The organism is Neorhizobium sp. USDA 3394 (genome assembly GCF_056280385.1).
Genome location: NZ_JBWCDU010000001.1, coordinates 56843 through 71396, shown reverse-complemented (window position 1 = coordinate 71396; position 14554 = coordinate 56843). Strand labels below are relative to the sequence as shown.

Annotated in this window: 13 protein-coding genes; 3 read left to right on the top strand and 10 right to left on the bottom strand. The window is 61.8% G+C overall.

Features of this window, described 5'->3' with window-relative positions:
• Nucleotides 1–4: 4 nt before the first annotated feature.
• The gene (locus ACZ9EJ_RS00320; RefSeq protein WP_046641676.1) at nt 5–820 is read right to left on the bottom strand and encodes an NAD-dependent epimerase/dehydratase family protein; all 816 of its coding nucleotides are present in this window, start codon (nt 818–820) and stop codon (nt 5–7) included.
• A 263-nt stretch (nt 821–1083) separates the two neighbouring features.
• Here ACZ9EJ_RS00320 and ACZ9EJ_RS00315 point away from each other — a divergent pair, with 263 nt between their 5' ends.
• A complete protein-coding gene (locus ACZ9EJ_RS00315) occupies nt 1084–2667 on the top strand; it encodes an ABC transporter substrate-binding protein (protein WP_046641715.1) in 1584 nt (527 codons plus the stop codon).
• A gap of 142 nt (nt 2668–2809) precedes the next feature.
• Here the strand turns inward: ACZ9EJ_RS00315 and kdgD are convergent, their stop codons facing one another.
• Together kdgD and ACZ9EJ_RS00305 are read right to left on the bottom strand one after the other, a co-directional pair.
• Nucleotides 2810–3742, bottom strand: coding sequence for a 5-dehydro-4-deoxyglucarate dehydratase (kdgD, locus tag ACZ9EJ_RS00310; RefSeq protein WP_046634910.1), 933 nt, complete (start codon nt 3740–3742; stop codon nt 2810–2812).
• 88 nt (nt 3743–3830) lie between these two features.
• Entirely contained in the window at nt 3831–4568 is a 738-nt protein-coding gene (locus tag ACZ9EJ_RS00305; protein WP_046634912.1) for a FadR/GntR family transcriptional regulator, read from the bottom strand.
• Between the two features lie 240 nt (nt 4569–4808).
• On the opposite strand from ACZ9EJ_RS00305, the gene ACZ9EJ_RS00300 reads away from it, so the two are divergent.
• Nucleotides 4809–5957, top strand: a complete 1149-nt coding sequence (locus tag ACZ9EJ_RS00300; protein ID WP_046641677.1) for a mandelate racemase family protein — start codon at nt 4809–4811, stop codon at nt 5955–5957.
• Nucleotides 5958–7043: 1086 nt separating this feature from the next.
• Here the strand turns inward: ACZ9EJ_RS00300 and ACZ9EJ_RS00295 are convergent.
• The 7 genes from ACZ9EJ_RS00295 to ACZ9EJ_RS00265 form a co-directional block, all read right to left on the bottom strand.
• Nucleotides 7044–8102, bottom strand: coding sequence for a dienelactone hydrolase family protein (locus ACZ9EJ_RS00295; RefSeq protein ID WP_046641678.1), 1059 nt, complete (start codon nt 8100–8102; stop codon nt 7044–7046).
• Complete coding sequence (locus ACZ9EJ_RS00290) at nt 8099–8833, bottom strand: FadR/GntR family transcriptional regulator (RefSeq protein ID WP_046641679.1); 735 nt, start codon at nt 8831–8833, stop codon at nt 8099–8101. The genes ACZ9EJ_RS00295 and ACZ9EJ_RS00290 overlap by 4 nt, the downstream gene beginning before the upstream one ends.
• A 28-nt stretch (nt 8834–8861) precedes the next feature.
• Nucleotides 8862–9620: an ABC transporter ATP-binding protein gene (locus ACZ9EJ_RS00285; RefSeq protein WP_046634921.1), complete on the bottom strand. Its 759-nt coding sequence runs from the start codon at nt 9618–9620 to the stop codon at nt 8862–8864.
• Nucleotides 9617–10474: an ABC transporter ATP-binding protein gene (locus ACZ9EJ_RS00280; protein ID WP_046634923.1), complete on the bottom strand. Its 858-nt coding sequence runs from the start codon at nt 10472–10474 to the stop codon at nt 9617–9619. The genes ACZ9EJ_RS00285 and ACZ9EJ_RS00280 overlap by 4 nt, the downstream gene beginning before the upstream one ends.
• 10 nt (nt 10475–10484) lie before the next feature.
• A complete protein-coding gene (locus ACZ9EJ_RS00275; RefSeq protein WP_370649752.1) occupies nt 10485–11369 on the bottom strand; it encodes an ABC transporter permease in 885 nt (294 codons plus the stop codon).
• A 22-nt stretch (nt 11370–11391) separates the two neighbouring features.
• Complete coding sequence (locus ACZ9EJ_RS00270; protein ID WP_046634926.1) at nt 11392–12408, bottom strand: ABC transporter permease; 1017 nt, start codon at nt 12406–12408, stop codon at nt 11392–11394.
• Nucleotides 12409–12481: 73 nt separating this feature from the next.
• Complete coding sequence (locus ACZ9EJ_RS00265; protein WP_052764664.1) at nt 12482–14086, bottom strand: ABC transporter substrate-binding protein; 1605 nt, start codon at nt 14084–14086, stop codon at nt 12482–12484.
• 240 nt (nt 14087–14326) lie between these two features.
• Here ACZ9EJ_RS00265 and ACZ9EJ_RS00260 point away from each other — a divergent pair, with 240 nt between their 5' ends.
• A complete protein-coding gene (locus tag ACZ9EJ_RS00260) occupies nt 14327–14554 on the top strand; it encodes a hypothetical protein (RefSeq protein ID WP_251090982.1) in 228 nt (75 codons plus the stop codon).

The window sequence follows — 14554 nt, the reverse complement described above, 5'->3', positions numbered from 1 at the left end:
GGCGTTACCGGTTCGCGGTGCGGGGAGGTTCGGTGTAGATGGGATCGTCGACGAAACCGCCACCCTGCCACTTGGCCTGCGATGATCCCTTGTCCGGAATGCCGGGATTGCGTTCCAGCTCCGAGCGATAGATCTCCGAACTGTCCTTCGGGACCCAGCCCAGATAGGCGGAAGCGGAATTGTCCCACCATTTCGACTGATTGTCCGAAACGCCCCAGATCGTCGGGCAACCGAGATAAGGTGCCTTGAAGACCCGTTCGGAGAGGGACGCCATGTCGTCGAAACTCAGCCAGATCGACAGCATCCGCACCGTCGTCGGCTTCGGCCAGCAGGCACCGATGCGGACGATCGCCGTCTCCTGGCCGAATTTGTGAAAATACATCTGCGCCAAACCCTCGCCGAAACATTTCGAGACGCCATAAAGACCGTCCGGCTTGGCGGGCCAATCGACCCCGATGAACTGATCCTGCCGATAGAAGCCGACCGTATGGTTGCTGCTGGCAAACAGGATGCGCGGTTTTCCGTGCCTTCGGGCCGCTTCGTAGAGATTGTGCAGGCCCCGGATATTGCTGTCGAGAATGCTGGCAAAGGTGTTTTCGGAAGGGACGCCGCCGAAATGCAGGATGCCGTCGCATCCTTCCACCATGCGCATGACGGCATCGGAATCCGCCAGGTCACAGACAAAAGGTTCCTCGTTGGACGCGACGTCGTCCAGAGGAGAGATGTCGGAAACGCGGATGACGTCCGCCAGGTGCCCCAGCCGCTGGCGCATGGCCTTGCCCATGTTGCCGGCCGCCCCCGTGATCAGAAGCCGCTTCATCCCATTCCTCCCCGACATTCTGCCTGCAATCTAGAAGGCGCCTCGAGCGCACGTCAACTCATAATATGACTTGACTTGAAGGCACAAATAGGATCCTGGAGCATTGGCCGCGCGACTCCGAGGTCAAAAGAGCGCGAGAACCACTATTTTCTCGGCCTGCCTCAGTTGACGAGGATTATCTTTTCGGTCTTCATGCAAGGCGGCAGTCATGTGATGTCATACTCACCTGGGCGCCCGGAATGGAGGAACCCCAAATGAAATGGATGAAGCATGTGGCTCTGGCCACGGCTCTGACGCTGTCTGCACCGATCGGCGCGTTCGCCGATACCCCCGCCGACCAGCTGATCGTCGGCCTCAGCATGAACAATATCCTGACCCTCGACCCGGCGGCGATTTCAGGCCGCGAGGCGACGGGTGTCATCGCCAATCTCTATGATACGCTGGTGGAGCTTGCGCCGGACAAGAAGACCGTCAATCCGGGTCTCGCCAGCGCCTGGACGGTCGCGGATGACGGCTCGATCACCTTCACGCTGAGGGATAGCGCGAAGTTCACGTCCGGCAATCCGGTCCGGGCTGAAGATGTCGTCTGGTCGATCAAGCGCAACATCAGCCTTGGCCTGGTCGGCGCGGGCGTCTGGTCGTCCTTCGGTTACAAGGCCAACAATATCGATCAACTGCTGACGGCCGACGGCAACAAGATCACCCTCAAGCCGGCCCAGCCGACCGATCCGCAGCTCACGCTCGACATCTTCGGCAAGCCGGATGCCAGCGCGGTTATCGACATGAAGACCGCGATGAGCCACGAGGCGAACGGCGACAAGGCCGCCGCCTGGTTGAAGATCAATGTCGCAGGCTCCGGCGCCTTCAGCCTGACGCGCTGGTCCTCCAACGAGATGCTCATCCTGACGCGTTTCGACGACTACTGGGGCGAAAAGCCCAAGATGAAGCGCGTGATCTTCCGGCACATGCCGGAATCCCAGACCAAGCGGCTGATGCTGGAAAAGGGCGACGTGGACGTCGCAATCGGCCTTTCGGTTCCCGATATCGCAGCACTTGGCAAGAACAAGGACGTCGAGGTGCAGAGCACGCCGAGCTCGGGCTTCTACTTCCTCGCCGTGAGCATGAAGGACGAGCGCTTCAAGAACCCGGATGTGCGCCTCGCGATCCGCCACCTGATCGACTATGACGGCATCAACAAATCGATCATGCCGAATTACGGCACCAAGCGTCTTCGACCGGTCGCCGAAGGCGTCGTCGGCAGCTTGGCCGATCCGGACTACAAGCTCGACGTCGCCAAGGCGAAGGAACTGCTCGCCAAGGCAGGCTATCCGGACGGTTTCCCGGTCAGGCTCCTGACGCTCAACGAGCCGCCGTTCACGGACACCGCCACCGCGATCCAGGCAACCCTTGCCCAGGCCGGCATCAAGGCCGAAATCGTCCAGGGCGCCGGCGACCAGGTCTATGGCCCGATGCGCGAGCGCAAGTTCGAAATGCTCGTCGGTCGCGGCGGCGGCGGCCAGGAGCCGCATCCGCATTCCAACCTGCGCGCCCTTGTCATCAACCCGAACAATGCCGACGACGCCAAGCTCAGCGGCATCATCGGCTGGCGCACGTCCTTCTTCGACCAGCAGCTGAACGACATGTCCGCCAAGGCACTGGTGGAGCGCGACCAGGCGAAGCAGAAGACAGCCTATGAAGACATCCAGAAGCGATACGAGGAACTCGTTCCTGCGCTGCAGCCGATTTCGGCGGTCATCGATAGCGTCGTCTATCGCGCCGACATCAAGGGCTATGTGAACCACTACGGCTGGACGGTCCGTCTGCGCAGCGTGTCCAAGCAGCGCTGATCAATCAAACTATCAGTCCCTCCCAGGACGAGCGCTCGCAACCTTGGTTGCGGGCGTTTTTTTATGGGCCGCGGACATGAAAAAACCGGCAGGACGGACCTGCCGGCTTATGCTCTCGGGAAAGGCTTGGAGAGGAGGACGCCTATTCGGCCGCCTGCGCCCCGGGAGCGTTGGTGCGATAGGGCTCGCAGAGCGCCTCCATCATCCTGACTTCTTCGGCGGTCAGGTCGGTCAGCGGGGCGCGAACCGGACCTGCATCGAAGCCCATCAGCCGCACGCCGGCCTTGATGGCGGAAACCGCGTAACCCTTCTGGCGGTTGCGGATCTCCATGAACGGATAGAAAAAGTCGATGAGGATCCGGTTGGTGGCGGCCGTATCGCCGGCCCGGAGCGCCTTGTAGAACGTCTGGGCCAGCCCCGGAACGAAGTTGAAGACGGCCGACGAATAGGTGGTGACGCCCGCGCCGAGATAGGCATCCGCAAAAAGCTCGGCGGTCGGCATGCCGCCGAGATAGGTCAGGCGGTCGCCCATGACAGCGGTGATCTTGCGCACCAGGCCGATATCGCCGGAACCGTCCTTGAACCCGACCAGATTGGGGCAGGCCTCGCAAAGGCGCGCCAGCGTTTCCGCCGTCAGGATCGAATTGTCGCGGTTATAAACCATCACGCCGATGCCGACAGACTGGCAGACGGTCTTGATATGCTGGTAAAGGCCTTCCTGGCTGGCATCCATCAGGTAATGCGGCAGCAGGAGAATACCGTCGGCACCGGCCTTTTCGGCGGACTTGGCGATCGAGACGGCGATGCGCGTCCCGTAACCGCAGCCGGCGACGATCGGCGTGCTGCCGGCCGAAGCCTTGGCGGCGGCGATGATGTCCGGAATTTCGGAGGGCTCCAGGGAAAAGAACTCACCCGTGCCGCCGGCGGCAAAAAGCACCGAAGCGTCGAACCCGGCGAGCCAGCCGACATGCTGCTCGTAAGCCTTGCGATTGAAGAGGCCATCCTTGCCGAACGGCGTGACGGGGAACGACAGGAGGCCGGCGCCGAGCGCATGCTTCAGTTCATTTGGATCCATAGACATGGCAGTCCCTTCCTGGTTGATTTCCAGAAGGCTACCAAGTCATATTATGACTGTCAATAGTTGTATTATCTTCAACGGCGCATCAAGGCCGCCGTATCAGCGAGCGATAACGTTGCTGGCTCCCCCTGAGATGCATGCGCATGGCGTCACGAGCGGCCGAATCATCGCCATCGGTGATTGCGCGGGCAATACGGGCATGTTCATCCTGGATCTGCGCCAGATATTCGGGCGGCGAAATCTCGGCCTCGCCCTCCTGCAGCAACGATCGCGGGATCATCTGCTTGCCGATCGCTTCCAGAAGCTCCCGGAAACGCGGATTATTGGTCGCATCCGCGATGGCCAGATGGAATGCCCGATCGCTTTCGACCGTCGCCGCACCGGCGGCGATCTGCCGCTTGATCGTCTCGAGACACTCGAAGATCAGCTCCTGCTGTGCCGGTGACGAACGGATCGCAGCGAGACCCGCAGCCTCTATCTCGATAGCAGCTCGAACTTCCAGCATTTCGATGATGGAGGAAACGCGGCTGGCATCCACGGTGCGGAAACCCGCCTGCAGCCCGCCTTGCGGCGCCAGAACGAAGACGCCGACGCCGTGGCGGACCTCGACGAGATTATCGGCCCGCAACGAAGCGATCGCCTCGCGGATGACCGTCCGGCTGACCTCGTATTGCAGCGTCAGCCCGCTCTCCGTGGGCAGCTTGTCACCGGGCTTCAACGCGCCGCTCGCGATCGCATCCCGCATCCGCCGGCCAACCGTCTCGACCAGATTGCGGCCCTTTCGCGAGGGCGCTTCCCCGGCGATGTTATCTGCCCTCTTCAATCTCTGCCCGCTCCGTCGTTTTGACATTTCAGTCACTTAGAGGGGTAAAACCCCATGGCATTGTCAAGCGCCGGCCAAGAAATTTATTGACGCCCGGCCATAGACCTATAGTATGAGATGACCTATGAGGTATGATGACGCGGCGGAGTGACGCATATTCATCGGCTTCGATCCGGCCCTTGCCGGATCCGAAATGAAATGGCGGAGGGTCGTCCCTCTGCTTCTGACAGGAGGAATTTCGTGAAGATCGTAGACGTCAATGTGCGCGTATTCTCTCATACCACGCGCCGCCACCAGGATACTGCCGGCCATGCTCATCCGGGCCCGCCGCACAAGGTCAACCTGGCGCTGCTGACCATTGTCGATGACGACGGTGCGGAAGGCTATTGCTTTGCCCCGCCGGAAGTCGTTCGCCCGCATGTGATCGACAAGTTCGTCAAGAAGGTGCTGATCGGCGAAGATCCGTTCGCCCGCGAACGGCTGTGGCAGGACCTCGCTCACTGGCAGCGCGGCAGCGCGATGCAGTTGACCGACCGGACGCTCGCGATCGTCGATTGCGCCCTGTGGGACCTTGCCGGCCGCAAGCTCAACATGCCGGTCCACAAGCTGATCGGCAGCTACCGCGAAAAGATCCCGGCCTATGGCTCGATCATGTGCGGTGACGAGCTGGAGAACGGCCTCGCAACGCCGGAAGATTACGGCCGGTTCGGCGAAAAGCTCGTCAAGCGCGGCTACAAGGGCATCAAGCTGCACACCTGGATGCCTCCGGTTTCCTGGGCACCGGACGTCAAGATGGATCTCAAGGCCTGCGCCGCGGTTCGCGAGGCGGTCGGCCCGGATATCCACCTGATGATCGACGCCTTCCACTGGTACACCCGCACGGAAGCGCTGGAACTCGGCAAGGGTCTCGAAAAGCTCGGCTTCGACTGGATCGAGGAGCCGATGGACGAGCAGAGTTCGGCTTCCTATGCCTGGCTTGCCGAAAACCTCGACATTCCGGTCCTCGGTCCGGAAAGCGCCGGCGGCAAGCATTTCAGCCGTGCCGAATGGATCACCTCGAAGGCCTGCGACATCCTGCGCACCGGCGTCCACGACGTCGGCGGCATCAGCCCGGCGATGAAGACCATGCATCTGGCCGAATCCTTCGGCATGAACTGCGAAATCCACGGCAATGGCGCCCCGAACCTGATCATCGCCGCCTGCACCAAGAATGCGAAATGGTACGAGCGCGGCCTGCTGCACCCGTTCCTCGAATATGACGACGGCTTCGAATACCTGAACGCCCTCGTCGACCCGATGGACGAGGATGGTTTCGTTCATATTTCCGACAAGCCGGGCATGGGCGAAGACATCAACTTCGACTTCATCAACGCCAATCTGGTTGGTTGAACACTTAATCTGCCTCCCAAGCAGGAAAGAGAAGCCCGGTCCCATTTTGGGGCCGGGTTTCTTGCTTTTGCAGTCGGCACAAGCGTGTCGCCCGTGATTGGATCCTCGGGTCAAGCCCGAGGATGACGACGGAGACGGTGTGCCGTGTGCCCAAAGTAAGCAGCGCAATGGGCCAAAACGGCACTTTTGGGAAAGTGAGTTCCCCACACGCTCGTCATCCTCGGGCTTGACCCGAGGATCCAATCACCGAGGATCAAAAGCTCTCGGCCAACACTCCGGCGCCCCGCGCAGTCGCCTGCCGTGGTTTTCAAAGATCGGAGAGCCCACACGAATGCGGAACCTCATTTTGTTTAATATGTGTGGCTCCGCATTCGCGTGGCCTTCGGCGTTTTCTCGGGGCTTCCGGCCCCTACAGGTGATCACCTCGCCTCGCTGCATGGCTTCATTCGCGGCTTCCTTTCGAGAAACCTTGCCACTTGCACGGCTCAACCGAACCCGGCCTGGCGGCCAGGGGGAGGCTTGATAGGGTTCGGGTTGCCCCTGACCCATGGCTTTCACCTCCCTCACCTTCCCCGCACGTTACGGGTCGAATGAGGGCGCCGGCCTCCGCCTGCCCGCGAACGTCTCGCGAAACACTCCGGCGACGGAAGCGAGGGGATTGTAGGCATGGTGGCCGGGGGTGGGGATAATGATGCGGTTAAGTCATTGGAGATGCGGGGAAGCGGCGACCCATTATCCACGGGCAGACATGGAAAGACAGCGTTGGAAGGCGTACCCGCCATACCCCCCTCTGTCCTGCCGACATCTCCCCCTCAAGGGGGGAGATCGGCCAGAAGCAAGGTCTTAGCCAGCCAGGAGCCTTGAGATCGCCGAACTCTGCTCCCTGCCAGCTTCCTGCCCTCGGAAATCAGAGAGGGACCGCTGAGCAAGCCTCCTTCGATCTCCCCCCTTGAGGGGGAGATGTCCGGCAGGACAGAGGGGGGTGCCTCACCGCATACTCGCGACCATCCAGGAATGCTCAGAGGGGACCAAGCCTCGACCAGATCCAAGCCCGCATTTCGCCAAGGGCTTGCCTTCCAGCCCACTTCACATCACCCGATCGAGCCAGTCCATCGCATGGTCCTGCTGATCGACAGGGAACGCATGCGCGGCGCCGGGCCAAAGCCGCGTTTCGAGGCAGCGTTCCGCATCCGCGGCCGCCCAGATGGCATGGAGTTGCTGCTGCGCCGCCAAGGCGGCAGGCACCGGAAAGTGCCGGTCTTCGGCGCCGCTGAAGATCAGTGCCGGTTTCGGCGCGGTGAGCCCTGCAAAATGGGGATAGTCGATCTTTCCCGCGATCGGCGGATGCAGCATGGAAAAGGCCGACTGGCCGCGAAGCTGGTTGTTGCCCGGCTGCATGAGACCCTGCAGCGTTCCCATCCAGCCGCCGGCGACACAGGCCCTTGCATCGTCCGAAAGTGCGGCCGCCTGCCAGGCGCGCGAGCCGCCCATCGAATACCCGAAGCTTGCCACACGGCTTCCATCGACGCCGGGCAGCGCGCGAAGCCATGCCACGGCCTCGAGATCTTCGAGCAGGATCACGGAAGCGTAAGAAATCCCGAACTGCATGAGATTGGCCGCCAGCGCCTGCTGCGCTTCGTAACCGTTGCCTTTCCGACTGCCCCACCCGAGCGCGTCGGCGCAAAGCACGGTGTAACCGCGCCGGGCGAGTTCATTGCCGACATGCCGGCCGCCGTAGAGTTTCGCCGCCCATCGATCCGTGTCCGCCGCAAGCTCGGAAGCCTCGCCGGTGCGGCGGATCATCTTCTCCTTGCCGATCGAGAAGAACGAGCCATGGTCGTGCAGCAGCAGCACGGCAGGCGTAACGCCGGCTGTATCGGGGCGAAGGAGATAGGCTCTCGTCGTTTCGCCGTTCGAGAAGGCAAGTTCGAGTTCTTGGCCCGTGCATCCGTCTTCAGCCCACTCCCTGACGACCGACCCGCTTGCGGACACGACCCGCTCGACCCCGAGGGCCTGCCGCACCTTGTCCCGCGTGCGCTCTTTCCAGTCCGGAAAGGCTTCCGCCGACGGTTGGAAATTCCAGTCGAACGAGAGGTTGTCGCGCAGCCTCGCTGCGAGGCTCGACATGTTCTCGCTGTCGATCATTGCTGTTGCCGCAGCCTTTCGAGCATCCGGTCCCGGCTGTCTCCCAGGTGCCTGCGCATCGCACCGCGCGCGCCTTCCACCTCACGGGCTTCGATAGCCTTGAGAATGGCACGATGTTCTTCACCGACGCGCGCGAGATGCACGGATAGGCTCGCATCGTCGACCGCATGGGTCGAAAGCCGCATGCGGGGCATGAGGGTCTCGCCGAGATAGTTGAAGATGCGAAAAAAGTGCTCGTTGTGGCTGGCGGTGGCAACGGCGCGGTGAAAATCGAAATCCGCCTGCGTGTCCCGGCTTGCGCGACGGACGGCGACATCCATGGCCTTGCAGGCGGCCGTCATAGCCTGGATATCCGCCTGGGTCCGCCGGTCGGCAGCAAGCGCTGCCGCTTCGGATTCGATGCCGATACGCAGTTCGAGCCCCTTTACCAGGTTTTCGACCAGCATCAGGTTTTCTTCGCCAAGGCGGAAAGGCGCGACACCCGCGTCCTGGCGAACGAAGACACCGATGCCATGATGGATCGAGACCAGGCCGCTCGCCCGAAGATTGGCGATCGCCTCCCGGACAACCGTCCGGCTGACGCCCAGTTCGTCGATCAGCGCCTTTTCCGTCGGAAGCTTCGACCCACGCGGATACTCCCCGAGCTTGATGCGCTCGGCGATCGTGCGAACGACCTGCGAACTCAGGGTCTCCCTGCGGCGCCAGGTCGGGGATGGGGCTTCAGCTGTCATCGGGCACTCCATGGCGCAGATGTGAAACTCAGACAGCGTGGTCGTATTCGAGGCTCGCCTGGATCAGTTCCCGGGCATAGGGATCCTTCGCCTGGCCTGTCGCCAGCACGTCTCGGCTCATCACCTCGACCACGCGACCATGCTGCATTACCGCCAGCCGCTCGCACATATGATCGATCACTGCAAGATCATGGGAAACGAAGAGATAGGTCAAATTGCGTTTTGCGCGCAGATCGGCGAGCAGATTGAGCACTTCCGCCTGCACCGAGACATCGAGCGCCGAGGTCGGCTCGTCGAGGAGCAGGATGCGCGGTTCGAGAATGAGCGCCCGCGCGATCGCCACGCGCTGGCGCTGGCCGCCGGAAAGCTCGTGCGGATAACGCGACAGGAAGGCCGGATCGAGGCCGACATCGATCAGAGCCCGCTCCATGCGTTCGACCTGGCGGTCCATGCGATGGATGCGGAGCGGCTCCTGAAGCGCCGTGCGGATCGACTGGCGCGGATGGAGCGAACCGTAGGGATCCTGGAACACCATCTGCACCGCCCGGCAATATTCGACGAAGGGCATGTCGTTGACCGACCGGCCCTCGAGCTGGATATCGCCCTCCCAGACATTCAGGAGACGGGCGATACAGCGCAGGATGGTGGATTTGCCGGAACCGGACTCGCCGACAAGCCCGAAGGATTCGCCGGCCTCGACCGAAAAGCAGACGTCGCCGAGGATGCGCTTCTTTGCCAGACTGTAGCCGAGATCGATCGAGAGATTGCGGACGTCGATGGCGGTCATGCGCGCACCTCTTTGGTCTCTGGGGAGATGGTTTGGCGGTTCAGGACCGGAAGCGGCTTGCGGCTGCCGCCGATATGCGGCTGCGCGGCAAGCAACCCTTGCGTATAGGGATGCGTGCAATTGCGCATGTCCCGGGCCGCCCGTTCCTCGACGACCTCGCCATGGCGCATCACCAGAACGCGGTCGCAGAAATTGCGCACCAGGTTGAGGTCGTGGCTGATCATGATGAGGCCGATGCCCTTGTTGGTCACCAGTTCGTTCAGGATGTTGAGGACCTGCATGCGCACCGTGACGTCGAGCGCGGAGGTCGGCTCGTCGGCGATGATGATCTGCGGCTCGGGGATCAGCATCATGGCGATCATGATGCGCTGGCCCATGCCGCCCGAGACCTCATGCGGATAAAGGCCGAACACCCGTTCCGGATCGCGGATCTTCACCGCTTCCAGCATTTCCAGCGTCTTCTGCCGGGCGACCTGCGCCGAGGCCTTGTAGTGAACACGATAGGCCTCAGCGATTTGGTCTCCGACGCGGTGCACCGGGTTGAGCGAGAATTTCGGATCCTGGAGGATCATCGAAATGCGCCGGCCGCGGATCGTCAGCATCTGTTTTTCACTGGCCGAGATAAGGTCGATGCCGCCGAAATCCATGCGGTCGGCCTCGATCTTGGCGGTCGGCAGGAGCTTCAGCAGCGCGCGGCCGATCGTCGACTTGCCGGAGCCGGATTCGCCGACGATGCCGAGCCGCTCACGGCCGAGATCGAAGGAGACGCCCTTGACGACGGTGTTGTAGGTCTTGCCGCTGCGATAGCTGACACGGAGATTTTCGACCTTCAGGAGTGCCTGGCTGTTATCCATGGGGAAAATCCTAACGCTGTTTCGGATCCAGCGCGTCGCGCAGGCCGTCGCCGAGAAGGTTGAAGGCAAGGCTGACAAGCAGGATGGCGCCGCCCGGGAAGGCGACCAGCCACCAGTTGTCCAGCATGTAGCGCCGGCCGGTGGCGATCATCGCGCCCCATTCGGGCAGCGGCGGCTGGGCGCCGAGGCCGAGGAAGCCGAGGCCGGCCGCTGTCAGGATGACGGTCGCCATCGAAAGCGTGATGCGCACCAGGACGGAGGGAAGGCACATCGGCATGATCGACTTGATGATGATGCGCAGGGATGACGCCCCCTGCATGCGCGAGGCCGAGATATAGTCGGCGCCGCGGAAGGTCAGCGTCTCGGCGCGCGCAAGGCGGGCGATCGGCGGCCAGGTGGTCAGCCCGATGGCGATAATCGCATTTTCAAGGCCGGCACCGAGCGCCGCCACGAAGGCGAGCGACAGGATGAGGCTCGGGAAGGACAGGAAGATATCGGTGATACGCATCATGATCGTGTCGTACCAGCCGCCGAAATAACCGGCAGTGGTGCCGACCAGCAGCCCGATCGGGCCGACGATGACCGAGACGATGGTGATGATCGTCAGGCTGATGCGCGTGCCGTGGATGATGCGGCTCATGATGTCACGGCCGAGCTCGTCGGTTCCAAACCAGTGCTCGGCGCTCGGCGGCTTCAGCGTGTTGCCGAGATTGATGACATTCGGATCATAGGGCGCGATCAGCGGCGCGACGATCGCAGTCAGGACCAGGATGGTGATGACGACGAGGCCGAAACCCGAGGACGGGTTGCCGAGAAGCTCGCGGATGACGGCGAGCAGTCGACGGAAGGCCGAATTTGGGTTTGAGCGGGTACCGTTCATGGCCACGTCCTGAATGTCGAGAGATTGAGCTGCCATGTCACCGCGTCCTCGGATCGAAGATCTTGTAAAGCGCGTCGGAAAGCAGGTTGAGCGCAATGAAGATGATGCCGACCAGCAGCACGCAGGTCATCACCGCGTTCATGTCGCCGATCAGCATGTTGTTGGTGATGTACTGGCCGAAGCCCGGCCACGAGAACACGGTCTCGATAAGAACGGCACCTTCCAGCAGGCTGCCATAGGCAAGCGCCACGATCGTCACCAGCTGCACCCGGATATTCGCGAACGCGTGGTGCCAGATGGTGCGGCTCTTCGACAGTCCCTTCACCCGCGCCGTGGTGACATATTCCTGGTTCAGCTGGTCCAGCATGAAGCTGCGCGTCATGCGGGTGATATAGGCCATCGACGAATAACCGAGGATGCTTGCCGGCAGCAGCAGATGGTTGACCGCGTCCCCGAAAACCTCCCAGTCGCCGGCAAGGATCGCGTCGATCAGCAGGAAGCCCGTCGTTTCCGGCACGAGGCCGATATAATAATCCGACAGGCGGCCGCCGCCGCCGACCAGATCCAGCGCCGCATAGAAGACGATCAGGCCGATCATGCCGGTCCAGAAGATCGGCATGGAATGCCCGATGAGGGTCAGGAACCGGATGACGTGGTCGATCGGGCGGTTGCGGCGCACGGCCGCGAGAATGCCGAGCGGAATGCCCAGGCCCGCCCCGACGATGATCGCGAAGGTCGCAAGCTCGATCGTCGCCGGCATGACATGCAGGATGTCGTTGATGACCGGCTGCCCGGTGCGGATCGACATCCCGAAATCGCCATGAGCCAAGTCGCTCACATACCGGAAGAACTGCTGGTAGAGAGGAAGGTTGGCGCCGATCCGTTCCGCGACCGTGTCGTATGTGGCCTGGTCGGCCTCTTCGCCGACAATGGCGCGCACCGGATCGACGGGCATCAGTCGGCCAATGCAGAAGGTCAGGATCAGCAACCCGAGAAGGGTTGCCAATATGGTGCCGGCCTGCCGCGTGAAAGCGGTGAGACGCTCGTTGTTCATGGGACTTCCTCAAGATCGTACCGGATGCCGCGGCGCTGCCGGACCACGAGGCCCGCGCCGCGGCAACCGAAGATTATCGTTCTTTCTTGACGGTGCGAAGCTGGGTGGACCAGGACGGGTTCAGTTCGAGACCCTTGATGTCGGCCCGGAAGCCGACACTGTCGACCACTTCGGAGAATGGCTGGATCGGCGGCACCATATCCGCGTAATAGGCCTGGATGTCCTGATATTGCTTGATCTGCTTGTCCTTGTTGCCTTCGACGAGAGCGTCATCGATCATCTTGTTGATCTTCTCATCATAGAAGGACGTGCGCCAGCCCTGGAAGTTCGTCAGCTTCGCCTCATCCGCATTGTTGGGATTGTAGACGATGGCGCGGAAGTTCGAGTCCGGATGCGGCAGCTGGCCGCCGCCGCCGCGGCCGACGAGCAGCTCATACTTGCGTTCGCGCATCGCGCCGTAGATCTGGTCGCCGGAGCCGGTGATGATCTCGGCCTTGATGCCGGCCTGTGCCAGCGTCGCCTGGATGGCGGTCGCAAGGCTCATGAACGGCACGTCGGAAATGGCGCGCAGCGTGGTCTGGAAGCCGTTCGGATAACCGGCCTCGGCGAGCAGCGCCTTGGCCTTTGCGACGTCGAGCTTGTAGCCCGCATTCGGCAAGGCGCCGAAAATGCCCGCCGGAACGGGACGATCGCGCAGCTTGCCGAAATAGGGCAGCACGCTGTCGTTCAGGCCCTGGTAGTCGATGAGATAACGCAGCGCCTCGCGAACCTTCGGCTTCTGGAACTTCTCATCCTTCATGGAGACGGCGAGATAATAGAAGCCGCTGCCGCCATTCGTCTGGATCTTGACGTCCTTGCTGCTCTCGAGCGCCTTCAGGTCGGCCGCCGACATGGAAAAGGCGATGTCGATATCGCCCTTTTCGAGCATCAGCCGCTGGCTCTGCGATTCGGCCAGATGGCGCATCATGATCCGGCGCATTGCCGGCTTCTCGCCCCAGTATTTCGGGTTCTGCTCGAGCGTCACGCGCTCGTTCGACTGCCACTGGCCGAGCGTGAACGGACCGGAGCCGGCGGAATTGTTGGTGAGCCAGGCGGCGCCCATGTCGCCGTTCTTGTCGTGCTCCATCACCGCCTTCATGTCGAGGATGGAGCCCGGCCCGACGATGCCGAGCGTCTGTACGATGACCTGCGGATCGACCTTCTTCGGCAGCTTGATGACGACCGTGCCGTCGTCCGGAGCGGTGAAGCTTGCATCGGCATTGGCGGCAGAGAAGCCGTGGGTTTTCAGGAATGACGCCTGCGCAAGGTTGAGCTTCATCAACCGCTTGAAGGACCAGACGACGTCCGCCGAAGTGACCGGGTTTCCGGAAGCGAACGTCGCCCCCTTGCGCAGCTTGAAGGTGATCGAGCCGTTGTCGTCGGCGACAGTCCAGCTTTCCGCCAGCTGCGGATTGACCTGGGCGCGATTGACGGCGTCGAGCGCCACAAGGTTATCATATATGTTTGTCAGAACCTGTACGGTCTCCTTGCCGGTGATGGCAGCGGGATCGAGCGTCAGGATATTGGTCATCGAGAAGCCGACAACCAGCATGTTGGGTGGGGTTTCGGCATAGGCAGGCTGGAAAAACAGAGCGGAACCGAGCAATACCGGTCCCATTATTCTCGATAGCGGCGTCATGGCCGTCCTCCCTTGGATCGCCGGTCTCCTCCCGGCAGATAGATAATCGCGATCTAAGAGATATGATGTCTTACGACAGGTGTCAATCCGAAATGCTGCCCTCACCGACTCCTTGCGAAGTGGCCGCGAGCGAGCAGACCGCAGGTCAGGTCGGCGACATCACCCAGCAGGCGAAGGCACTTCTGGAGGGGGCACAGCGGCCATGCCGTGCTTGCCGATAAAGCCTAAGACGGCAATGCCTTGCGGGAAAAGGTTGCCGGCATGGGAGCAGAGGCGGTGATCCCGTCAAACCTCTCGCGCAAGATCATCATTCCGCACGATGAACTCGCCTATGGACATCGCACTCGCATCGAACGATGCTTCAACCAAATGAAGCACTTCCGCCGCTTCGCAACGCGCTACGACCGCAGGACCATTCACTTTAAAGGCTTTGTCTATCTCGTCGCAATCATGATCTGGCTGCAATGA